This window comes from Candidatus Saccharibacteria bacterium oral taxon 955, assembly GCA_010202265.1.
Classification (GTDB): domain Bacteria; phylum Patescibacteriota; class Saccharimonadia; order Saccharimonadales; family Saccharimonadaceae; genus Saccharimonas.
Genome location: CP047918.1, coordinates 319,919 through 342,304, shown reverse-complemented (window position 1 = coordinate 342,304; position 22,386 = coordinate 319,919). Strand labels below are relative to the sequence as shown.

Here is a 22,386-nt window from a genome sequence, read left to right as displayed (position 1 = left end):
TCATGAATGTTCGTACTCGTTTCGCTCCAAGCCCTACCGGCTTTTTACACGTTGGCGGTATTCGCACCGCTCTTTTTGCTTATTTAGTGGCACGTCAGGCTGGTGGCACTTTTGTGCTACGACTAGAAGATACCGATCGAAAGCGTCTAGTTCCGGGCAGCAAAGAGCATTTGATCGCTAGCCTAAAAACTATTGGCATAAACTACGATGAAGGTCCAGATATCGGCGGACCATTTGGGCCATACGTCCAGAGCGAGCGACTCAACAGCTACAAAAAATGGGCCCAAAAACTTATCGATAGCGGACTGGCTTATGCCGACCCGTATACACCCGAAGAAGTTCAGGCCTTTCGAGAGCAGGCACAGGCAAACAAAAAAGCCTTTCTATACCGAGACCATCGCCCCGAAAATCCACCAGCTTGGGACGGCACACAACCGCTGAGGTTTAAATCTTCACCAAAGAGCTACACCTATCATGACGAGGTTATGGGCGATATCACGACCAGTCCAGACGTCATTGACGACATAATTCTCATCAAATCAGACGGCTATCCGACCTACAACTTCGCTCATATCATCGACGACGCCGAGATGGAGATCACCCACGTAATCCGCGGACAAGAATTTATATCAAGCATGCCAAATTATCTGGCGCTCTACGAAGCTCTGGGTATCGATCGACCGATTTTTGCTCATATGCCACATATCATGAACGAACAGGGCAACAAAAAACTTGGTAAACGTGATGGCGCAAAAGACGTTCTAGATTATATTCGTGACGGCTATCTGCCAAAGGCCATGATGAGTTTTATCGCCACACTCGGCTGGAATGACGGCACAGAGCAAGAGGTTTTCACGGAGGCAGAACTAATCGAAAAGTTTAGCCTCAACCGCATCCAACGCAGTGGTGCTAGATTTGATGAAAAGCGTCTGCTCTGGATGAACGGCCATTTCATCCGTGAGCTATCAATTGATGAACTAGCGATACGAGTTGAATCATTTTGGAGTGAGAGCGCCAAAAAAGCCACCGAAACCTACCGCAAGCAAGTCCTCGCTCTGGCTCAGGACCGCCTAAAAACCCTCAAAGACCTACCAACTCTAACCAGCTATTTCTTTGAGGAGCCAACACCAGACAGCACACTTATCACCAGCAACAAGCAACTCAAAAAATTATCACCAGAAGAAATTTCTAATCTACTAAAAATAACCAAAGACGCTTTCGAAAAACTCGACGACTGGAGCTCAGACTCAATTCAAGCATCGCTCAACGATCTGCTGGAACGTACGGGTCAAAAACCGGGTGTGCTATTTAGCCTCATCCGTATCGTTACGACCTGGGCACCATTTAGTCCTCAGCTAAATGACACCTTAGCCCTACTTGGCAAAGAAACGACACTAACACGCCTACAAAACATCCTCTAATCTAGTTCTCTAGAACCATATGAAAAGCCCCCGACCGATAAAAGTCGGGGGACTTGGTTTTGCCCCCTGAGGACGTCACGTATCGTGACACCACTCAAGAAGCGAGAAAGGAATCTCAGAAACGATCAATCTGCTGGTCTATCTCTTTCAATCTGTGACGATAGCCCCTGATTGTCTTTCGGGGTACTCCTATACGGATCACCCTCCTCCTATAGTGGTATTCGTCATCCGTCAGTACGGCCCGTCTCCACAGACCGAATAGGCCGAGGCCAACATAATCGTCCATGGACAACAAGAACGACATGAAGCCAGTGGCCACCATGCCCACAATCATAGCCCCGGACATCCATGATATCCAGGGCGGCGCAAATGACAGCGCCCCAGCCAACGCGACGAGCCCGAAGACTCCAAACCAGCGCAGCCTATAGACGCCATATTGACGCCTACGTCTGTTGGCTTCAAGCGCTGATTCCAGTGACTCTTCGAGACAATCTCTCTCATCCTTCAGGCTCTTGCGGTCCTGCTCTTCTTGGGCCAGAGCCCGGATAATACCCAAGCTAGGTGGGGTGACGCCCTGCTTAGCCCAATAGGCGATAAGGAAGCGATGTTCGTTACCCTCATCAGAGAGATAACCAACTACGGCCCACTCCTTATGGCCCTCGTTATCGCGGCCGATTGTCCGCTGATATGAGGCAACCATGAACCCCCTAAATAAGCCAGAAGCCCTGGCCCTGACTACCGACTCAGCAACACTTCGCGGAATCGCGCCACCCCTGGGGACGCTTTTGTCAATTGGTGCCCAGCAGCTGGCGTATGAAGCACCACATGATGTGTTGCTGAAGAATACGCGAGATACATCGTCAGTCAGCTCGAGGTACTGGCCCCTGCAGCGATTCAACGTCGCGAGGCTTGGGCTTGATAGTCTCTCGTAGGCGGCGGTGAAGCCTGCTTTTTTCAATAGATCGATATCGGCCAGTCCGCCATCTTTTTGTCCTGGCTCGTCCGCAGAAAGACTATCGCAATACCACATCTCTGGTGTGACGGTTACGGATTGCATCTACATGCCCTTTCTCTAAAGGTGCAAAGCAACTTGCTTCGCATCGTGTACCATAGCATAATTTCATCAAACCGTCTAGTCATGACTAGCTCCTATGACACAATCTTGATACAATAGCCATAAGCATGAAAAAAGATACCATGTCACACCCACCAAAAAAACCGCACCAACTGCTATCGCGTGTGCGCAACTGGATGCACCGCCATCCACATCGCACCTATGCGATCGCTGGGGCGGGGGTTATTGTCATCGCCTTGATAATTGTTGCCGTTATATATGTAGCAAATCCGCAAAAAACTATCGATATACCACCGATCAAAATAACCAAACGACCACCAGCTCCAGTCGTACATTATTCGCCACTCACTGGAGTAAAAGTCGCCGACGAAGCCGCTACAAAACAGGCGGTAACAGCGATTATGATCGAGAACAGTCCCGACGCACGCCCGCAAAGCGGGATCAAGCAAGCTGGCATTGTCTACGAAGCAATCGCCGAAGGTGGAATCACACGATTCCTCGCACTATACCAAGAGGCCAAACCCGGTTTGATCGGACCAGTCCGGAGCGTACGTATGTATTATGTCGACTGGGCAGCACCATATAATGCTAGTATCGCCCACATCGGCGGTAGTGCGGCCGCGCTAGCTGAGGTCCGTAACGGTAATTACCGCGATATTGATCAATTCTTTAATAGCGGTTCATACTGGCGAGCACGTGATCGCTACGCCCCGCACAATGTATACACCAACTTTGAGCGCCTCGACGCTATCAACCGATCCAAAGGCTATGTCGAATCAAAATTTAACGGATTTGCACGCACCGATGACAAGCCACACGAGGCTCCAAACGCCACCAGTATAAATATGACTATCTCAGGCGCACTCTACAACACCCACTACGACTACGACAAGGCATCCAATAGCTACCTCCGTAGTATCGGAGGTGCCCCATCTGACGACCGCGAGGAGGGTCGTATCACACCGAAAGTCGTCATCGCCATGAAAGTCGACATGGCCCATGTCATGGAAGACGGCTGGCGTGAAAGTATAACCACTAGCGGAGCAGGAAGCGCTGTCATCTTTCAAAACGGCATAGCCAACGAAGTAACTTGGCGTAAAAACAGCCGAAACGATCCATTGCAGTTTATCGACGGAAATGGCAAAGAAGTACCATTAAATCGCGGTCAAACCTGGATAACCGCCATACCAAATAGCCATGGGGGAGTGTCATGGCAGTAGAAAAAAAGTCAAAAGAGACCAAGAGGCCAGAACCGCAGATTCGCGACTACTGGAAACGCTACCATCGCTCGGCGATGATCACGACGACCCTCATGGAGATACTCGTTACACTAGTGATCGGTTTTGCTCTACTTGTCGGTGGTATCTCGCCAGAAAAGGAGTCATTCTGGATCACTATGTTTGCTACACTTGTGACAACGACACTCCTCAATTACGTCATCATCGATCTACTGCTTGCGCCACTACGCGACCTCGCTATGGCAATCACAACATCAGCCGGCCAGAAGCCAACCCATCCACTCGCAAATCCAAACATTGAACGCTACCGAAAAAACGGATTTCGCCCCGTACTTCAATATATTTACGAAACAAGCGCTGAAAAGAGTCAACCCCAACCCGAATTCGAAAATAGTCCAAACTCAGAAGAGTCACACCGCCTAGCTACCGCCTTAAACCAGACAAATGCCGGCATCATCATCATGAATGCAAGTGGTAAAATTGTATACGCCAATAACTCTGCACCCGTCAAAAAGGACACCTCAGATACACTACAGTTAGATCTGCTGTTTGAGCGAGAAAGCGCATTTGACGACTGGCTGGCAACTTGTCGCGATTCAGCCGTACACGCCGAGCAGTCGTGGCTACGCGTTCCAGACCGTATAGTCGGTGAGGAGGGTAGGCGTATATTTAACGTGACCGCCAATTACGAAAAAGGCAGTGCCGCTGAAGTCGTACTTGTCACCTACGACGCGACAAATATGTACCAACAGGAGGACGAGGATCTCGACTTTATATCATTTGCGGCACACGAACTACGCGGTCCGATCACCGTAATTCGTGGTTACCTAGACGTTCTCGACGTAGAGCTCGAAGGACAACTCGCGCCAGACCAAAAAGAACTATTTAGTCGTCTCATCGTTAGCGCTAACCGCTTATCGGGATATATCAACAACATCCTAAATGCTAGTCGGTTTGACCGTCATCACCTCAAGATCAACCTCGCTGAGGACTCTCTGCTAGCAATATACGACACTATTCGTGATGACATGCAACTACGTGCCAGCACCCAACATCGCCGACTAAACATTTCAATTCCTCCGAATCTACCAACAATCGCCGCCGACCGATCCAGCCTCAGTGAAGTGCTGTCAAACCTAATTGACAACGCCCTAAAATACTCAAACGAAGACGGAACAGTGTCGGTCACCGCCAGTGTTGAAGGCGACTATGTCAGAGTAGACGTCATCGACCATGGCATCGGCATCCCTGCCAATGTTGTCAGTAATCTATTTCACAAATTCTATCGCAGCCATCGCTCACGCGAGACTGTCGCCGGTACAGGCATAGGCCTCTACATCTGCAAGGCTATTATCGAGAGCCATGGTGGTAAAATAGGGGTAACCAGCACTGAAGGCGTTGGCTCGACATTCTCATTCACCGTCCTGACTTATGCCAGCGTGGCCGATAAGCTCCAGGCAAATGATTACACAAACGACGGACTAATCTCGTCGAGCGACAGCTGGATCAAAAATCATTCAAAATACTCAGGATAGGAGCTGTATGGCAATCAAGAAAATACTAGTTATCGAAGATGATCGATTTATCGGGGAAATGTATGTCCGTAGTCTCCAGCGCGAAGGCTACACCGTCGACTGGGTAGTAGATGGTCACGACGGCTTTGTCGCCGCCACAAACAAACCCTATGACCTAATTCTACTTGATATCATGCTCCCGGAAATGAGAGGGTCAGAGATACTAAAAGCCCTGAGAGACAATAGCCAAAACAAAATTCCTAACACCCGTATCGTCGTCATGACAAACTTTGATCAAGACGCCGAAAGTCGCATCGCCATGCAACACAACGTCGACGCCTATCTGATCAAAGCCGAGATCACGCCTCGTCGTTTGATTGAGATCATCAAGAAATTCGACGCCGACAACTTAGAAACAAAACAAGACCAATCGATAAATACTTGATGAAACTTAACTTCAACTAGAAAAACGACGACACCTACCATCAGTATTGCACAAACTGTCACGTATAGGCATTTGAGCGCGTGTATGAGGACGGTAAGACCTGTTATTTTTGCAGCATTTGTAAAAAACGTCATGAGAGGTCTAGAAGTGAGCTCGTGACAAAAACTCCCGAACTATAGACAATTTCGTCTAAACTACTCATATAATACTTATGCTAAAATAACCCCATGGAGTCCGCCGTCGAAACAGCATCAAGGAGACACATTTTACGTCTCGAAAACGTCACCCGCACCTACAAAACTAATGCAGATGACGTTGTAGCAATAAAAAACATCTCCCTCACGATATATCGCAGGGAAGTTGTAGCGATCGTTGGACCAAGCGGTAGCGGAAAGAGTACGCTACTACACTTGCTGGGCTGTCTAGATGTTCCTAGTAGTGGCAATATCTATATAGATGACCAAAGAGTTAATAACATGAGCGACAAAAAGCTTAGCGAACTCAGAAATCGTACTATTGGTTTTGTTTTTCAATCCTTTTATCTACAACCATTCCTCTCCCTCAAGGATAACTTAGCCGTACCTGCTATGTTCTCTAGGAAGAGTCCAGAGGAGATTGACAAAAGAGTTACTGAGCTACTATCGAAGGTATCTCTAGCCGATAGGGCGTCACATCTTCCGAGTCAACTTTCAGGAGGACAAATTCAACGAGCAGCAATAGCGCGTGCGCTCATGAATAACCCCTCTATCATCTTGGCAGATGAGCCAACCGGCAACCTAGATACAGAAAACAGCGAATCCATCATTGATCTATTCAGGCAAATTCGAGACGATCACGGTACCACAGTCGTAGTGGTCACACACAACCTAGATATCGCTTCTCGAGCAGATCGTATAATCACTCTAAAAGACGGAGAAATCGTATGATAAGGGCACGCTACGCAGTTATGCTTGCGCGCACAAAACTTCGGTCGAAACGCGGGGCTCTGCTAGCCACCATAGCCATCTCAAGTACCCTGTTTGCCGTACTGATTTCGGGCGTTATCATATTTACCGCCGCAGAAAAAAGCACCGTTGCACTAGTAAAAGCCGTCAACAACAATCAATACCTTGTCGAAGTCCAACCCGTAATACCAGGAGGAGCAGTAGCTGGCTACGACCCCTCTCATCTGACAGCAGAAAACATCAAGACAGCGCGTGAATATGAACTAAATCACTACAAGACTCTAAAAGAAAAATGCACCAGGCTAAGACTCACATGTGTAGAACCAGACCCGAACGATAGCCTCCTGAAACCCGACGTTTTCGCCGACCCAAACACACCAACCGACTTACGATACCAGCTAAACACCAGCTCTTCGCTATTGGCAGAGTTTGAGAAATCTCAACTCATCAAATACAGCAAGACTGCAAAAAATAGCCTTGGCAACCTAAAAGAGAAGGCTAGCCTATACGGAGGAAGCGGCTATTACGCCTTGGGCAAATATCCTCTACCGTCAATTCCAAATCAACTACTGATCACTAATGGCAAGGAGAACTTTTCTGACGCGTCACTCAAGTCAGGTGATATGTCATCATATGGATACGCTACAAATGCCGTCAATAATAGTATGTACGAGGTTCGAGACTTGTCGCTAGTCAATCGATATATAACCTATAAGGACACGTCTAATCTAAAAGGTATACCGGTTATCATTACCACCAAAGAGGCGGCTACATTGTTTGGCAAACACAAAGGTATTGGCGATGAGCCAAAACACGATCAGGATCGACGTGTCTGGCTAGAAAAAATACGCCAAGAACTTAGTGGATACACCTACCAAACCTGTTATAGGAATCAAACTGAGCAGACGATGCTTGCCAAGATCCAGCGTGACTACGCAGATATAAAATTACATAAAGACGACAAGAATTACAGCAAACCTTCTCTTATATATGAACATCCGTCAACGGCCTGCGGAGAGATCACAGTCAAGCACGACACGATAACCCAAACTGAAAAGGATACCGAAAATAAAAAAATCAACACTCAGAAAAAACTTGGCGAGTTTAAAGAACCCTCTCACAAGGTACTTACTTATCAAATCGTAGGCTTCATCGACCTACAGCCATACGACGAATTCCATAAAAGCGCATCATCGTATTTAAAAAATCTGCTATCTTACCAAACCGACCTCACTAGCGCCATAATCCCTCTACAACTTTTTGACAAGTTGCCGAACGAGCTAAAACCGAACATTGAATCACCACGATCTGGAAGTCCAGAGTACCTATCAGCCCTAGAGTCGCTCTCGCCACGAGTTGTCGCATTCTCATCGGTGACAAAAGCACGCGACTTTATGGATAATGAAACCTGCCCATCGAGTGAAACTAAATGCAAAAAATTATACACCGCCGCACCCCACGGCTCTAACTATTTAATTCTTGACGAGGTAGGGAAGTTATTTAATAAGCTCATGACATATGCCACACCAACAGTTATCGCGTTCTCTATTTTCATCATTTGGCTTATGATATCCCGCCTAATGTCCGACAGTCGCAAAGAAACTGCTGTGTATAGAGCGATGGGAGCACGTCGACTAGATGTCGCCGCCATTTACCTGGTATATGCCTTAATTGTAGGATTTATAATATCCACTGTTTCGTTTATCATAGCTATTTTCGTATCATTTACCATAGATTTATTAAACAAAAACCATCTTACGTCAATAGCTCATACGTCATTTGGACTCGGCAGCTCGGCTGATACTTCGTTTACACTATTTGACCTATCGTCGCCACTACTGGGTCTCATATTTATCACTATTCCGGCAGTCTGTATCCTAGCCTCAATCCAGCCTCTGCTACGCAACGTACTCAGACCGCCAATTGAAGATCTGCGTGCAGAATAATATTAACCTTGCAGGGTACATATGGATGGCAATACTGAGTTCCACCATTTGGTGTCGTCAAAAAGGGCGCCAGTATCCAGAAGTAATGTAGATACATCTATGGTCTCAACGCCTACAATACTGGAGGCGCATACTCCTGGTACTGCGCATAGCCTCCTGTCGACCTAAGCCAAGTCGTAAAACTGGCTTATTTTAACCCGCGTAACCGCACATTAATCTTAGTTGTTTTATCAGTAATTTTATGAGTCAACTATTTTTCTAATCTTTTTGATAGCTGACAAGATTAGCCACACTAGGATCAGTCCGATTAGCGACACTAGGGAGAATCCCATTATACTGCTTAGAAAAATAGCCTGAAAGAAATATATGTACAGAGCTACCAAGCCTAGCATACCTGACAGAATAAACGCTATCTGCAACCTAGGGTGAGCCGATCTACGCGAGTAAAGGAGGCCCTGCCGCTCCGACCGTTCAGCGCGAGCCTCATCAGCCGTCTTGGGACTTGGGTATATCTTATTGATGAGCTCTGGGTCGATTTTTTGCATATATTTATACTTAACCGTACTTTGGGGATAGACTTATTATACATCCCGCCACTCGGCAAGCCATCGATCTAATTTGCACTAATAGGCAATTACTTGACTATCTGTCTTCATTCTGCTTATATGGATTCTATAAAGCGTCCGAGTTCCAGTCACGCCGGAACGAGCTGGGTGTCAAAATACACCACGGGAGTGAAGCCGTAAAGTCACACAACCGAAATCGCGATCCATCGTAGAGCCGGTAATGAGCGCTATAATTCAGCAATGAACTATAGAACAAGGATGGGACCGCGGGAGGTCTCTTTTTTGATCTCTCGTTCCTTGGGTAAATAATAATTTATTGTGCCTGAGGAGGTTTTATCAGATTATGAACACGGTGAAGCAAATTCAAGAAAATCCTAATTACATTAACCGACACATTATGACTTACGACGAAATGGCGAGCGCAGAGCAGAGCGCTAGCCAAGAGCCGCTAGTTGATGTGCAAAAGTATGATCCATCAATAGTGTCACAACACGAGCAATCTGACATGCAAGCTTATACTGGTGAATCTATTTTAGTGCGCGACACAGTAGCTAAAAAGCTCGCTGAAGTAAACAAGCAGTTGCGAAACACTAATAACCTACGGCTACGTATTGTTTATGGATTTCGCCATCCAAAGGTGCAGGAAAAGTACTTTCGTGAACGCAAAGAGGTTCTACGAAGAGAGAACCCTAGTATGTCAGAGTATGATTTAATACGCCTAGTCCACGATTTTGTCGCAGTACCTGATGTAGCTGGGCATCCAATGGGCGCAGCAGTCGACTTAACGCTCGTCGATGATAGCAATAATCCTGTCGACATGGGCAACGCTATATCCGACTATTCTGATCCGGACATAATTAAAACCTTTGCAGAAGTGACCTCAGAGCAGGCCTTGTATAGAAAGATATTGCACGATGCAATGATAGCGCAAGGCTTCGCGCCGTTCTACGGTGAGTGGTGGCACTTCTCATACGGTGACCGTGAGTGGGCGACATTCTATGGCAAAAAGAAGGCAATTTACGGCCCGATAAATATATATTAAGCTACGAAACCGTCTCAATTGATACCGCAGGAGAAAGGTTAATTAATCGCAGTATCTCAATTAGAATAAATAACTTCCATATCGCTCTTAAGAGAAACCAGGTCGTCATTAATTTCAGCCCAGATAATTTTCCCTGTCGGCTGAACAATATCTGAGACCCCAGTGACAGCACACGCTGCGATGGTCCCAGAGCCGCATGACGATTCATAGAAAAACGTATCAACACTCCTTACCCAAACTACAGGGTGAATATCAACAGAATCACCCTTACGTTCAACCCAGACTACTCCAACAGCATCTCGTTTACGAAGATTCAGCTCTTCCGTCAGGCGATGATGTATCTCCTGATAAGCATCCTGCTGAACCGGAAATTTATCTTCTATAACAACATGGACAATACCACCGAGATCAACAACATCTACTGTCTGCTCACAGCTCTTGGTGGGGCGAATGTCGACAGACATGCCCGGGAACCTGCAGCATACAGAATATTTGCCATCCATCTGCTTGTCAACGGTCGCACAGACAGTGCCCTTGAAGCCAGACACTGTGAAATTTACGTCTCTAGCGTTTCGCAGTTCAGAAAACAAAACGGCGGCCGCCCTCGACGCATTGCCACAGAACTCTCCGCCGGCCATTTCAAAATGACCTTGTGACAGCACAAGAAAACCGGCCTGTTCGGCACCGAGCTTCTCCATGCGCTCTCCGAGAAGTCGTCCTCGACTAGAGTACTCTGTACGGGTAAGCGGGTCGTCGATAATTTCTATCGCCGTCCCGTTGCCGCCTGCCGCGGTTATAACAACCATTGAACTCATTATCGCCACCTCCTGGCGTGAGCATTATACTTATAAACTATAATAATCTCGCTATTATCGATATTCCAAACACTTAACTCGACATAGCACAACCACTACGCCTCAATTATACCACCCACTCCATAACCAACCTCACTATCTTAACTACATAAAATACTCCGCCCTTAAGCCGTATACAGCATCGCGCCCCACTAATACACGTAAATCTAACGCTAAAATTATCAACCTCCAAAATTAACGACCATATAAAAAACGAAAAAGTCGCCATATAAGGCGCCAGTTCCGAAATAATTTCTTTTATGGTGAGCCAGCACATATAAATTTGGAACTTTTGTTCAATGATTTGTTCCTGCTGCGGGATCGATTCAGAGAACTTGGTATGACGATAAAAGATGGCGAGGTTTACTTAGCCGATTTGGAGAATGAAGATGTTTAAGATGATACAATCGCTAACTCCTAGCCTGTACAACCAAAATACCTTTGATGCTCATTTTCTTCGTGACATGAGAAAGGCACGTTGTAGTATCATTATCGAAAGCCCATTTATCAGACTAACTAGAGTTAAGCAATTCCTTCCGGTGTTCAAGCGTCTCACTAGACGTGATGTGAGGATCATTATCAACACTCGTCACCCCGATGAGCACGACACACAATATCGCATGCAGGCGATTACCGCTATAGAATCGCTGCAAGAAATTGGTGTAGAGATACTGTTTACTACCAAACATCACCGTAAACTTGCTATAATTGACAAAGAGATTATTTATGAAGGTAGTCTCAATATCTTGTCGTACTATGACAGCTGCGAAATAATGCGTCGGATTACGTCAAAAGTAGAAGCGGAAATGTTGATTAATTTTATCAAACTTAACAAATTTATGGAGGTGAAGTAGTCATGAAAAACGAAGATACATTCAAAAATCTTCATCTGTACGAAGACGAAGAGACAATTCAGAAAACATTACGCTACTTAGAGATTCATGATCCTGAAAATGCGACGAGAGACTATGCGATCGGATTTCTAAAATTCATGCAGCGATTTGCGCATGTTGCGAGCAAGAGCGAGAGTTTTGATTTTGAGGGATTTTTGGAGAAGTATAAGAAACAAGACGGCAACTTTTAGCAGACAGGTCTACAGTATACTAAAAAGTTACACCCAGTAGCGTGCCGTGCTCATTTTTGTCGTGAAATTTTGCGATAGTATACTGACTTAGGTTATCGGTAAATTCCTTTGATAAATAATCGTACGGCATATACCCAGAGTTCATGGAGCAAATATACTGAAAGCCCAGTGACTCAGCTTTATGACTAGAAATCTCTAAAGCTTTTGCTACCTGCCTAGGGTCTACGTCTGCAAATATTTTTGAATCGTGGAATAGAGGAAATTCTCTGTGGCGTATAGTAGACCAATATTCGGCTAACATAAGATCGTAACAGAACACTTTCATACTACTGGCTCCGTCGCTACCGGCTTTTTTGATATCAATTTTAAACTTGTATCCTTCTTTACCTACATCAATAGAGAGCGTCCCGGACTGTTCGTACAAAAACCGAGAGTTTGAGTTAAATAAGCTTATAGCTTCTGATACGAGAGGCTGATTTCCGCTATATTCCTGCCGCATTTTTGATATAATACCGCTAATCTCTATCCGTATATCATCAATCCTTGACTCAATCTCTGTAAGCCGAGTGATTCTACTCTCTATGTCCGCTATCTTAGCCTTACTTTTATTGACCTCATCTTGAAGCTTTGTATACTCATCAAGAGCTCCATGTGTTTTTAGTATATTCATGTAGCCAGCTCTCTCGTTTGAGAGTTTCTCCATTTTACTATCTAAAGTTCTGTTTTTTGTTAAGTATAACTCAATCTCGCTTTCTAGATAATTTTTTCTATTAAGCACCACGTCCCTATGGAAGTTGATTACCTCATCAAGTGTACGTAGAGAGGACTTTTCGAAGACAGCGCCTGCTGCTTCGTATATTTGTTCTATTCTTATATCATCACCGTTTTCATTTTTTAAACTATCCTTGTATCTTTCTACAATTTGAGAGTTTATAGTGATTTCATTAAGAATATTGTGGATTTCTTCGGTTAAAGCGTCTGCTTTAGTTTGTATGTCTCTATAGTCTTCGTGAACTTGAAAATTTTCTAGTCTTTTCATCTTCTCTGTAAGCTGTAATTCAATGTCTATTTTTTCTGAATTTAAATCACCCACCGTACCCCCAAACACATTGAAAGCACCAGTTTCAATGGCTTTGTTTGCGTTGTCCAATTTATTAAATTCAGATTTAAGTTGCGAGAATTTGACAGATAGTCGCCAGTTTAGCCCTATTAGAAAAGCAGCATTGTTATTTCTAGATAGCGCGTTCTGCCCAGCAAAGCATAAGAAAGGATTAGAAAATGCGCCGTCATAAGTCCTCATGAAGTACGATGCTAATGTGCGATACGTAGGGTGATTGCTTTTGTCTTTTACCTCGCGTACACTAAGGCCAAATAACTTCTCTCCTAGGGTTAAACAAACTTCATCTACGTTGATGTCTTCAATTCCTAGCGCCTCTACATATTTCTTACGATCCTTTACTGCCCGTTTGAGGATAATTTCTTCTCCATCTATCTCGATAGTTAAACTGAATATCCAGTCTCGCATCTCCTCTTTTTTGAGAGTTTCTGATGGACTGCCTCCGAGGCAATAGTTTATAATTTCAAGTAATAGTGTTTTGCCTAAGCCATTAGTAGAATGCTTATCGCTGGAATCTTGATCGCGATCGGCTATGATTATATTAAAACCTTTACGAAATTGTATAGTTTTAAAAATGCTTTTATTTGCGCTTAGCTTAACTAATTTCATGTTTTTTATTTTTCTCTATTATTCCATTATTATACAGTATGGTTCCAGAGGAAAACAATAGCACTAAGGCCGCGACGAACTTTTCAAATGTGCCCACTTCTTCATGCGTCTTCACTTTGCTCCACAGTGAGCTTACTGTTTCAACCGAGTCCATGTTTTGAAGAAGTATTGCCCCAACTCCAATGACCGAAAATCCCACGCGAACAGTCTTATCTGGAAGTATTATCATTTTTCGAATACCTCGCATAGTTGAAAATAGTAGGCCACTATTCCATAGGCTGCAGCCATATAACGAGGGTAGCTACTGTCGTTTGAAGCTGCTTGTACTAGAGAATAAAATATGACATCACCACTATCAGTTTCTCTTCTTAAGTCTTTATATTTTTGCACGAAAAATACTCTCAATTTTTCTGGATAGTCTTCACCAGCATTTTTGTTTAAAAAATCACCAATCAACGATACGGAGGCCATGCCTAGTTTTAGCATTTGTTCCGCTTGCGGACCTAAACTATTTTTGCGCACCTTATCTTGTATAGGTATGAGGTCAAAACCTTTATTCTCATATTCAAGAGGAGGATTGTCAACTATATGCTGCAAGGTTTTCTCAAGCTCTCTAAACGTGACTGTAGGTAAGTATTTCTTTATAGCTTGCTCAATACTCTTCTCGTGTTTAGTTTTAATTTCCAAAAGACGACCAACAGAATACTTTGTCACATCCTTGTCAATAATTGTATGACAAGTTGGACAGAGAAGAATTAGATTACTATATGAGTTGCGTTCAATGTTACTTTGATTGCTATCGTAGCGTGCAGAACCTGGCTTATCTCCCTTAATATGAGCTTGTTCGCCTATGGGATACAAGGAGTTGACATGGGGATCGATTACTAATATATTATTGCACATCGCGCAACGATTACCGCTCTTCGCCCAGAGAATTTTTGTGTCAACTAGCTTTATGGGCATATGCTTAGAATTATAGCACTAGATACCGCTTGTGCCTATAGTTAGATGTTACAGTCATCTATCATTGGTATTGATTTTTTCTCCGCATTCTTATCTTTTGTCGTCTGTTTTTTCTTTGTAGTGCGTTGGCCACTGCTATTTGTATTCTCTTGCTTCCTTGCGTAACACTTCCGTGAATGTGTAATAACAGCATCCCGTACGGTCTTATTGCCCTGGTCTTCTAGCAATAATGTTTCACCAGATAACGGCTCTTGTGCATTCACTGCGGCTAATCGCGCATAGTAATTATAGGCTGGCAAATTGCTAATTTCACCTGGCTCAATATACGGGCTAAACATCGGTAATAGCCGTTGTTCATCCTGTGGGTTGCCAGTTCGGAAACAGATAGCCGTACCGACATTGGCCAGAATTATATTTACAGTTTGCTGATTGCTTTGTTGTGAAGTAGATTGCTCTGCCATGATCATGAAAACTTTATATTTACGGCTTTCAGATAACATTTGCACAAATGAGGTTGTGGCGAAATTTTGGAACTCATCGACGTAAATATAGAACGCGCGACGCTCCGATTGTTGCAGTCGGGCGCGCCGCAGACTTGCGAGCTGAAGCTTCGCAAGTATGGTAATACCAAATAATTCAGACGTATCCTCGCCAAGTAATCCTTTCGATAAATTACAGATCAGTATTTTGCCCGAGTTGATAATATCGTCAAAATCAATAGTAGACTTTGATTGTTCAAGAATCTGTTTAGCTGAAGCCGAAAACAAAAATCGACCAATATAACATTGTCGTTACAGAGACGATTATTTTGCTTGAGTCTGCTTCGCATGAAGTACAACCAATGCAAAAGGTCATTGATGTCTGCAAAGATAAGAGCAAAGGCTTTCAGGTTGTTCTTATTAAGTCAATTGATCGCTTTACACGAGGCGGTGGTGATTATTATTCACCGCTGAAGCGGCAGTTGACTAGGCTTGGTATCGCGCTTGAAGATATGTATGGTGTTATTGGTAAGCAACAAATTAACACCCTTGAACACACTGGTTTTAAATACTATTGGAGCGAATTTAATCCTACACAAAAATCTGAGTATCTTGAAGCTGAACGAGCTAAGGACGAGATGCGCGATATTATGAGCCGTATGATTGGTGCGGAGATTCGCTACACGCAGCTTGGCTATTGGATGAGACGCCCGCACTATGGATTCCGCAGTGTCAAAATTGATACTAAAAATGGCAAGAGGACTATTCTTAAGCCTGATAAGAATGAGGCAAAGTTTATTATCAGACTGTTTGAGATGCGCGCTGCGCATGTTTATACAAACCAGCAAATTGCCGATGAGCTTAATTCTATGGGCTTTCGTTCTCGCGTGACGATTGTACGTGACAAATACGACCGAACGAAAATTAAACGACAGATTGGCGGCCGAAAAATGACCGCCAAAATGATTGATCAATACACCAGTAAATTGGTATATTGCGGTATTATTAAAGAAAAATGGACACATGATAAGCCAGTTAAAGCGCAGTTTGATGGGCTCGTCAGCGTGGATTTATTCAATGAAGCTAATCGCGGCCGAGTCTTCGTGGAGGTTGATAGCCATGATAGTATCACTATTAAACATAAGGCAGTTCCGGATCATTTGAAAAATAAACAAATTTATAATCCAGATTATCCATACAAACAGGTAGTCGCCTGTCCTAAATGTGGTAAGACACTATCTGGTAGCGCTACTCGTGGCAAACTAGGTAAACACTATCCAGCCTATCACTGTAGCCGTGATGGCCATTACTTCCGCGTACCGAAGCCTGAATTTGATGAGACAATAGAAGACTTTGTAAGGACTATCGCTATCAAGCCAGAATACATTGACGATGTTATCGCCGCTATCGCTGAATTGTGGCGCGAACGTCAGACCAAGCAGATTGATGCTAATAGGCAGCGCCTAGAGCATCGCGATATCCTGCAAAGCCAAATCAAGGCAACCGTTGATCGGATGCGTATTGTCACAAGCGAGACGGCCCTAAAGTACCTTGAAGAGGATATTGTTAGCGTCGAAAAAGAATTAGCAGAGCTGGATGAAGAAATTGCCAGGCAGCCGAATTTGCAAGCTGAATTTGACCAAGTTTTGCAATACGCTAAATATATTTTGGAACACCTGTCAGAACTACTGCTTGACCTCTGTAATCCACTGCGAAAAGCCGCCTTTTTCGGTGCTGTATTCAACAAACTTCCAACCTACGAACAAATAAACTTTGGAACCCACAAAAACAGCCCGCCACCAGAGGTAAACGAGCTGTTTCAAATCCGAACGGAATATAAATCCCTTTATGGTGACCTTACCGGGAATCGAACCCGGATTGCAAGGATGAGAACCTTGTGTCCTAACCGTTAGACGATAAGGCCGAACTCCGACTACTATAGCAATTATCGTCTGGCTTGTCTAGCTATAAAACTACTGTCGGCCATCAAGCTCTTTTAACCGCTTGATCCGATCCTCGGTCGATGGGTGAGTGCTAAACAAATTCGCTAGACCCCGTGCCGAAAACATATTGGCAAACATCAGTGCATTTGTCGCTTCCTGACTGGGGCTACCCTCTATAGGCGGTGTCTGCTGCTTCCAGCCCTCGAGTTTCATCAACGCCGACTCGAGATGCTTACCGTTTCCTAATACATGCTGCGAATGCTCGTCAGCCAGGTATTCTCGAGAACGCGAGATGGCCATCTGGATGATCATTGCTGCAAACGGCGCTAATATCATCATTGCAATCGCTACAAACGGGTTACGGTCGTCGTCCGACCCACCGAAAAAGTACGCAATCTGCGCGAGGTAACTTATCGCACCAGCCAAACAGGCGGCAATCGTCGAAACAAGCATGTCTCGGTTTTTGACATGCCCTAGCTCATGCGCTAGGACCGCTTTTAGCTCATTATCGTCTAGGATCTCCATAATCCCATCGGTTACCGCAACCGCAGCATGCTGTGGTGACCGACCCGTCGCAAACGCGTTTGGAATTGGGGTAGGGACGTAGTAAAGCTTTGGCATCGGCATACCCTCACGCGACACGAGATCCTGAACTATTTTCTCTACCTGTGGGTATTTACCATCAAGTGGATGCGCACCTTGCATTTTCAAGACTAGAGAGTCGCTGAAAAAATACATACCGATATTGCCGACACTCGCAAAAATCAGTGCCATGAGCATACCATTTTGTCCGCCGATTAGATAACCAAGAGCCATGAAAAGACCCGTCAGACCAGCCATTAGAAGTGTAGTTTTGAAAATCTGATTCATATACATCCATTATACTGATCGAAGCGTAAAATTCGTAGTATTTCCATTAAAACGCCGCCAAGACACAAACTACAGCCTCACTAAACCAACCAAAGCCAGCGTCGCTAGTACCGTTTCCAGTTGTCTGGTATACTAAACATAAGTACTAAATAGAATAACTATGGGGGGGCAATACCACGTCACGCCAGCTTAGCCGTTTTTGGCACCGCCGCACTAGCGAGGCGCTATTTCTCGTAGCGACCGTAATAGGTAGTCTTTTTGCATGGTCGACATTTGCCAGCACTAACACCCTGAACCATAATCTTGTTGTCCCACTTATCCCAGGGGTTATTGCACTTACGTCTCTGTTTGTAATTGGTGTCAGCTATTTTGTAGTGCCACTCCAAAAACTTCGATCATCTCTACTCGTCAATTACGGCCTCGTTCTTGTCTCTACTACTATACTCGTCGCCCAAACTGGTGGTGTAAGCTCTGTATTTTTGGGTTTATTTATATTTTTGCTACCATTTGGTGCATTTATCAGCCTCAGAGGTCTGACCATAAGTCTCACCACCTTTGCCGCACTCCTAATTTACCAGTACCTCGCTGTCGATCCCAGCCCCGGACAACTAATCACATTATCAGTACTTAGTGGCACTCCACTAGTGATAGGGCTTATTCTATGGGGACGCAATGCCTCATCGGCAGACGAGACCAAACAGGACAGAGCCTACAACGAACTCGCTAGCGAGCTTAGCCAGGTTGCTGGAACCTCAGAGGTAGTTATCAACGCTATCGGAGAGGGCGTCCTTGCTTTAGACGGACGGGGAACCGTTCAGCTCATCAACCCAGCAGCTCAGCAGCTAATTGGCTGGGGCAAGCAAGATGCAACAAACTTAAGCTACAAATCAATCCTCAAGATGCTAGACAGTAAGAATCAAGCCGTGTCCGAAACGAATGACCCCGTCGCGCTAGCTCTCACGACACATAAACCACAAAAAAACGACAACTTCAGCCTCGAGACCCAGTCTGGCAAGACCTTCCTGGCTAGCATCTCCGTCAACCCAGTTGGCCAGCTTGGCAACGGAGTTATAGTTGTTTTTCGAGATGTCACTATCGAGAAGTCTGATGAACGCCAGCGAGCTGAGTTTATCTCAACCGCCAGCCACGAAATGCGTACACCAGTTGCTAGTATAGAAGGTTATCTCGGGCTAGCTCTCAACCCAGCTACCGCACAAATCGACGACAAAGCCCGTGACTTCATCACAAAGGCCCATGAGTCCGCTCAGCACCTAGGACGATTATTTGCCGATCTGTTAGACGTCAGCAAAGCCGACGACTCTCGCCTCAAGAATGATCCAAAAATTATCGACGTAGTTCCGTTTATTCATGATATCGTCGAGGGTCTCACCCCAAAAGCCAAAGAAAAAAATCTCCGCATCATCTACAAACCAGATCCTGATGAGACCTCTGTCGAGGATCCGGTGAAGCGTCTCAATCCAGTCTTTTATGCCTACGTAGACAACGACCATTTACGTGAAGTTGTTCAAAACCTAGTAGAAAATGCTATCAAATACACGCCCGAGGGAGAAGTGAGCGTCGACGTTACAGGCGATCATTCGCATATAGTTATCAGTATCGCCGACACTGGCATCGGTATCCCGCACGAAGATCAGTCTCATTTGTTTCAAAAATTCTATCGTGTCGACAACTCCGACACGCGCGAAATCGGTGGCACCGGCCTAGGCCTATACCTCTGCCGACGACTCACCGAAACCATCGGTGGACGTATCTGGGTAGAAAGCGAGTACAAGCACGGCAGTACATTCTTTGTTGAAATTCCACGCACCGATCACGATGAAGCGCGAAGGCTAATCGAACAATCCAAACTCAAAGCCGAAAAAGAGTCAGCCGATAAGCCACAACAAGCCACAGCACCAGGTCACAATCCCCAGGCTTCAGATTCCGTAGCCACCAACGCCCCGATGCAGCCTGTCGTAACTACACCGCCAACATCATCAACACCGACGCCAATGACAGCACCCGAATACCCTACAGCTCAACATCAAGCACCAGGACCTCAGCACGTGGCCCCAGCACCCGTATCAGAGGCTGTTCAGCTAGTCAACACGCCCCTCAGCACAATCGAAGCCAACCCCGAGCAATACCTGTCGAGACGGGATAATACGCCGATCAATATACCCCCAAGACAACAATAACCATAAGGGGTATGGCTTTTTTGCAATTCACCAACTACAATAGGAGATAGTTATGACCAAGATTTTGCTAGTAGAGGACGACAAAAGCTTACGCGAGATTTATGGCGTCCGCCTCCTTGCGGAAGGCTACGACATCGTCTCCGCCGGTGATGGGGAAGAGGCTCTGGCAATGGCGATCAAGGATCGTCCAGACCTGATTTTGAGCGATGTCATGATGCCAAAAATCAGTGGATTTGACATGCTCGACATCCTCCGCAGTACTACTGAAACAAAAAACATCAAGGTTATCATGATGACAGCCTTGTCGAGCGAAGAACAACGTCAGCGCGGCGTTGCTCTCGGGGCTGATCGTTATCTAGTCAAGTCCCAGGTTGGTATCGAAGATGTCGTACGAACCGTCCACGAAGTACTGAGCGATGCTCCAGTTAGCGGACAGAAGCCCCTCGTCTCTCCGAGGCCCGCAGCTCCGGCAAACCCAGCTCCTCGACCAAATCCCCCTAGCGCAAGCACACCCCCAACAACACCTACACCGCAGGCATCAGCTCCAGTCCAAAGCCACACCGCGCCAGTCGCACCTCAGCCGTACATTGCTGCTCCTCAGCAAACTGAGAGCACACTTCCTCAGCCCACGGCACCATTCTCCACTCCGAGACCAGGCAACCTAGCTGATCGAATCATCCAACCTCTTACACGCCCTGAGGGTCAAAATGAGCCCAACTTTAATGAGCTAATGGACAAGGAGCTGGCTAGCGTCGACCAAGCTCCAACTCCAGTATCCGATATTGCCCCTCCAACAGCACCTGCACCCCAGAACTCAATTCCAGCCCCAACGCCAATACCGAGTCCTGCCCAGGAGTCAATACCAGGCCCAAGCCCTGTAGCTCCAAGTGTGTCAACTGCACCAACTCCGATACCAGCACCTACGATACCGACTCCTCCGCAGACACAAACCCAAGCTACACCACACCCCGAGCCAAGTGGTCTTGAGTTTGAGGAGACACCACGCCCAGAAGCGCCTCAACAAATCACAACCCCAGCACCCACCGCCCCTACTTCCGCTCCGATAGAGCCAACACCTCAAGCTCCCGCTCCGGCTCCATCTCCAAACTCAAGCCCAGTCCAGATGCCAATGTCAGGACCGATACCAGTAGCTTCGCCCGTAAATCCAGGCGTGTCGTCGGCTACAGCATCTACACCGCCTGCAACCCCAACCGCGCCACAGGCACCAGGTGCGTAGAAAAACTACATGACGGATAACTCAACCCGTCTCAATAAATACCTAGCTCTCCAGCTGGGTATTTCGCGTCGCGAAGCAGATGTGCTGATCGACTCATCGACAGTCGAGATAAATGGCCGACCAACCGCGCTAGGTGCTAGGGTGAAACCAGGCGATAATGTCACCGTCGCTGGCGCCTCAATCTCGAAAAAGCCTCAAAAGCTCATCTACCTAGCCCTCAACAAGCCAGTCGGGTACGTCTGCTCACGGAAACCCCAAGGTAACAGCCCGACAATTTACACACTCCTACCAGCCGAGTATCACAGACTCAAGCCCGTAGGGCGTCTCGACCGCAACAGTTCCGGGCTCCTGCTTCTCACAAACGACGGTGACTTCGCCTACCGGATGACCCATCCGAAATTTACAAAAACAAAGATATATCATGTTCAGCTGGACAACGACCTCGCGCCACTACATCAGCAAATGATTAGCGATTTTGGCGTCCAACTCGAGGACGGACGATCCCAGCTCACGCTCGCGCGATTATCAGACGAACGTCGTGACAAGTGGCAGGTAACGATGAGTGAGGGTCGCAATCGTCAAATTCGCCGTACATTTTCTGCTCTCGGTTACGAAGTGAAGCGCCTCCATCGTGTACAGTTCGGCAATTATACGCTAAACAACATGAAGCGCGGTGACTATCTAGTCATTGATCGTCAATGAGCCCAGCTTCATCGACCCAGGCTAGACCACCAACATGAAACTCCAGCCAGCTTGATTTTTATATGGATTATTGAAATAATGTATAAACCGATGTTTAGGGTGGGACGCATCTGTTCATTAACAACCAACCACCCTAAAA

Annotated in this window: 20 protein-coding genes and 1 tRNA gene; 12 read left to right on the top strand and 9 right to left on the bottom strand. The window is 45.9% G+C overall.

Features of this window, described 5'->3' with window-relative positions:
- Positions 1 to 2 precede the first annotated feature (2 nt).
- The gene (locus GWK75_01795; protein ID QHU91186.1) at positions 3 to 1,421 is read left to right on the top strand and encodes a glutamate--tRNA ligase; all 1,419 of its coding nucleotides are present in this window, start codon (positions 3 to 5) and stop codon (positions 1,419 to 1,421) included.
- 115 nt (positions 1,422 to 1,536) lie between these two features.
- Here the strand turns inward: GWK75_01795 and GWK75_01790 are convergent, their stop codons facing one another.
- The gene (locus tag GWK75_01790; GenBank protein ID QHU91185.1) at positions 1,537 to 2,478 is read right to left on the bottom strand and encodes a hypothetical protein; all 942 of its coding nucleotides are present in this window, start codon (positions 2,476 to 2,478) and stop codon (positions 1,537 to 1,539) included.
- A gap of 125 nt (positions 2,479 to 2,603) precedes the next feature.
- On the opposite strand from GWK75_01790, the gene GWK75_01785 reads away from it, so the two are divergent.
- The 5 genes from GWK75_01785 to GWK75_01765 all read left to right on the top strand — a co-directional run bounded on the left by GWK75_01785 (position 2,604) and on the right by GWK75_01765 (position 8,583).
- Entirely contained in the window at positions 2,604 to 3,716 is a 1,113-nt protein-coding gene (locus tag GWK75_01785; protein QHU91184.1) for a DUF3048 domain-containing protein, read from the top strand.
- On the top strand, positions 3,707 to 5,269 hold the full coding sequence (locus tag GWK75_01780; GenBank protein ID QHU91183.1) for a hypothetical protein: 1,563 nt from the start codon (positions 3,707 to 3,709) through the stop codon (positions 5,267 to 5,269). Before GWK75_01785 ends, GWK75_01780 begins: the two co-directional genes overlap by 10 nt.
- A 7-nt stretch (positions 5,270 to 5,276) precedes the next feature.
- Complete coding sequence (locus tag GWK75_01775; GenBank protein QHU91182.1) at positions 5,277 to 5,693, top strand: response regulator; 417 nt, start codon at positions 5,277 to 5,279, stop codon at positions 5,691 to 5,693.
- A gap of 227 nt (positions 5,694 to 5,920) precedes the next feature.
- Complete coding sequence (locus tag GWK75_01770) at positions 5,921 to 6,619, top strand: ATP-binding cassette domain-containing protein (GenBank protein QHU91181.1); 699 nt, start codon at positions 5,921 to 5,923, stop codon at positions 6,617 to 6,619.
- A complete protein-coding gene (locus tag GWK75_01765; protein QHU91180.1) occupies positions 6,616 to 8,583 on the top strand; it encodes a hypothetical protein in 1,968 nt (655 codons plus the stop codon). Before GWK75_01770 ends, GWK75_01765 begins: the two co-directional genes overlap by 4 nt.
- A gap of 239 nt (positions 8,584 to 8,822) precedes the next feature.
- Here the strand turns inward: GWK75_01765 and GWK75_01760 are convergent, their stop codons facing one another.
- Entirely contained in the window at positions 8,823 to 9,128 is a 306-nt protein-coding gene (locus tag GWK75_01760; protein ID QHU91179.1) for a hypothetical protein, read from the bottom strand.
- Between the two features lie 364 nt (positions 9,129 to 9,492).
- Here GWK75_01760 and GWK75_01755 point away from each other — a divergent pair, with 364 nt between their 5' ends.
- Positions 9,493 to 10,191, top strand: coding sequence for a hypothetical protein (locus GWK75_01755; GenBank protein QHU91178.1), 699 nt, complete (start codon positions 9,493 to 9,495; stop codon positions 10,189 to 10,191).
- Positions 10,192 to 10,247: 56 nt separating this feature from the next.
- On the opposite strand, the gene GWK75_01750 is transcribed toward GWK75_01755, so the two are convergent.
- Positions 10,248 to 11,006, bottom strand: a complete 759-nt coding sequence (locus GWK75_01750) for a hypothetical protein (GenBank protein QHU91177.1) — start codon at positions 11,004 to 11,006, stop codon at positions 10,248 to 10,250.
- 422 nt (positions 11,007 to 11,428) lie between these two features.
- On the opposite strand from GWK75_01750, the gene GWK75_01745 reads away from it, so the two are divergent.
- Both GWK75_01745 and GWK75_01740 read left to right on the top strand, forming a co-directional pair.
- Positions 11,429 to 11,899: a hypothetical protein gene (locus GWK75_01745; GenBank protein ID QHU91176.1), complete on the top strand. Its 471-nt coding sequence runs from the start codon at positions 11,429 to 11,431 to the stop codon at positions 11,897 to 11,899.
- A gap of 2 nt (positions 11,900 to 11,901) precedes the next feature.
- Complete coding sequence (locus GWK75_01740; protein ID QHU91175.1) at positions 11,902 to 12,129, top strand: hypothetical protein; 228 nt, start codon at positions 11,902 to 11,904, stop codon at positions 12,127 to 12,129.
- A gap of 19 nt (positions 12,130 to 12,148) precedes the next feature.
- Here GWK75_01740 and GWK75_01735 read toward each other — a convergent pair whose 3' ends face one another.
- The 6 genes from GWK75_01735 to GWK75_01710 all read right to left on the bottom strand — a co-directional run bounded on the left by GWK75_01735 (position 12,149) and on the right by GWK75_01710 (position 18,110).
- Positions 12,149 to 13,855: a DUF2326 domain-containing protein gene (locus tag GWK75_01735; protein QHU91174.1), complete on the bottom strand. Its 1,707-nt coding sequence runs from the start codon at positions 13,853 to 13,855 to the stop codon at positions 12,149 to 12,151.
- Positions 13,842 to 14,081 (bottom strand): hypothetical protein, encoded by a 240-nt coding sequence (locus GWK75_01730; protein QHU91705.1) that lies wholly within the window; start codon positions 14,079 to 14,081, stop codon positions 13,842 to 13,844. Before GWK75_01730 ends, GWK75_01735 begins: the two co-directional genes overlap by 14 nt.
- A complete protein-coding gene (locus GWK75_01725; GenBank protein QHU91173.1) occupies positions 14,081 to 14,818 on the bottom strand; it encodes a hypothetical protein in 738 nt (245 codons plus the stop codon). The genes GWK75_01730 and GWK75_01725 overlap by 1 nt, the downstream gene beginning before the upstream one ends.
- Positions 14,819 to 14,859: 41 nt before the next feature.
- Positions 14,860 to 15,585: a TraM recognition domain-containing protein gene (locus GWK75_01720; GenBank protein ID QHU91172.1), complete on the bottom strand. Its 726-nt coding sequence runs from the start codon at positions 15,583 to 15,585 to the stop codon at positions 14,860 to 14,862.
- A gap of 1,561 nt (positions 15,586 to 17,146) precedes the next feature.
- Positions 17,147 to 17,221 (bottom strand) — tRNA-Glu (locus GWK75_01715).
- A 49-nt stretch (positions 17,222 to 17,270) separates the two neighbouring features.
- A complete protein-coding gene (locus GWK75_01710; GenBank protein QHU91171.1) occupies positions 17,271 to 18,110 on the bottom strand; it encodes a M48 family metalloprotease in 840 nt (279 codons plus the stop codon).
- 644 nt (positions 18,111 to 18,754) lie between these two features.
- Between GWK75_01710 and GWK75_01705 the strand changes: the two genes are divergently transcribed.
- Genes GWK75_01705 through GWK75_01695 form a run of 3 tightly spaced genes read left to right on the top strand, consistent with a single transcriptional unit; the run spans position 18,755 to position 22,247 of the window.
- Positions 18,755 to 20,308: a PAS domain-containing protein gene (locus tag GWK75_01705; GenBank protein ID QHU91170.1), complete on the top strand. Its 1,554-nt coding sequence runs from the start codon at positions 18,755 to 18,757 to the stop codon at positions 20,306 to 20,308.
- Between the two features lie 52 nt (positions 20,309 to 20,360).
- Complete coding sequence (locus tag GWK75_01700; protein QHU91169.1) at positions 20,361 to 21,545, top strand: response regulator; 1,185 nt, start codon at positions 20,361 to 20,363, stop codon at positions 21,543 to 21,545.
- A gap of 9 nt (positions 21,546 to 21,554) precedes the next feature.
- A complete protein-coding gene (locus GWK75_01695; protein QHU91168.1) occupies positions 21,555 to 22,247 on the top strand; it encodes a pseudouridine synthase in 693 nt (230 codons plus the stop codon).
- Positions 22,248 to 22,386: the final 139 nt, after the last annotated feature.

Coding starts and splice junctions, on each gene's coding strand:
- GWK75_01795 (QHU91186.1), top strand. CDS start 3: ATGAATGTTCGTACTCGTTTCGCTCCAAGCCCTACCGGCTTTTTACAC.
- GWK75_01790 (QHU91185.1), bottom strand. CDS start 2,478: ATGCAATCCGTAACCGTCACACCAGAGATGTGGTATTGCGATAGTCTT.
- GWK75_01785 (QHU91184.1), top strand. CDS start 2,604: ATGAAAAAAGATACCATGTCACACCCACCAAAAAAACCGCACCAACTG.
- GWK75_01780 (QHU91183.1), top strand. CDS start 3,707: ATGGCAGTAGAAAAAAAGTCAAAAGAGACCAAGAGGCCAGAACCGCAG.
- GWK75_01775 (QHU91182.1), top strand. CDS start 5,277: ATGGCAATCAAGAAAATACTAGTTATCGAAGATGATCGATTTATCGGG.
- GWK75_01770 (QHU91181.1), top strand. CDS start 5,921: ATGGAGTCCGCCGTCGAAACAGCATCAAGGAGACACATTTTACGTCTC.
- GWK75_01765 (QHU91180.1), top strand. CDS start 6,616: ATGATAAGGGCACGCTACGCAGTTATGCTTGCGCGCACAAAACTTCGG.
- GWK75_01760 (QHU91179.1), bottom strand. CDS start 9,128: ATGCAAAAAATCGACCCAGAGCTCATCAATAAGATATACCCAAGTCCC.
- GWK75_01755 (QHU91178.1), top strand. CDS start 9,493: ATGAACACGGTGAAGCAAATTCAAGAAAATCCTAATTACATTAACCGA.
- GWK75_01750 (QHU91177.1), bottom strand. CDS start 11,006: ATGAGTTCAATGGTTGTTATAACCGCGGCAGGCGGCAACGGGACGGCG.
- GWK75_01745 (QHU91176.1), top strand. CDS start 11,429: ATGAAGATGTTTAAGATGATACAATCGCTAACTCCTAGCCTGTACAAC.
- GWK75_01740 (QHU91175.1), top strand. CDS start 11,902: ATGAAAAACGAAGATACATTCAAAAATCTTCATCTGTACGAAGACGAA.
- GWK75_01735 (QHU91174.1), bottom strand. CDS start 13,855: ATGAAATTAGTTAAGCTAAGCGCAAATAAAAGCATTTTTAAAACTATA.
- GWK75_01725 (QHU91173.1), bottom strand. CDS start 14,818: ATGCCCATAAAGCTAGTTGACACAAAAATTCTCTGGGCGAAGAGCGGT.
- GWK75_01710 (QHU91171.1), bottom strand. CDS start 18,110: ATGAATCAGATTTTCAAAACTACACTTCTAATGGCTGGTCTGACGGGT.
- GWK75_01700 (QHU91169.1), top strand. CDS start 20,361: ATGACCAAGATTTTGCTAGTAGAGGACGACAAAAGCTTACGCGAGATT.
- GWK75_01695 (QHU91168.1), top strand. CDS start 21,555: ATGACGGATAACTCAACCCGTCTCAATAAATACCTAGCTCTCCAGCTG.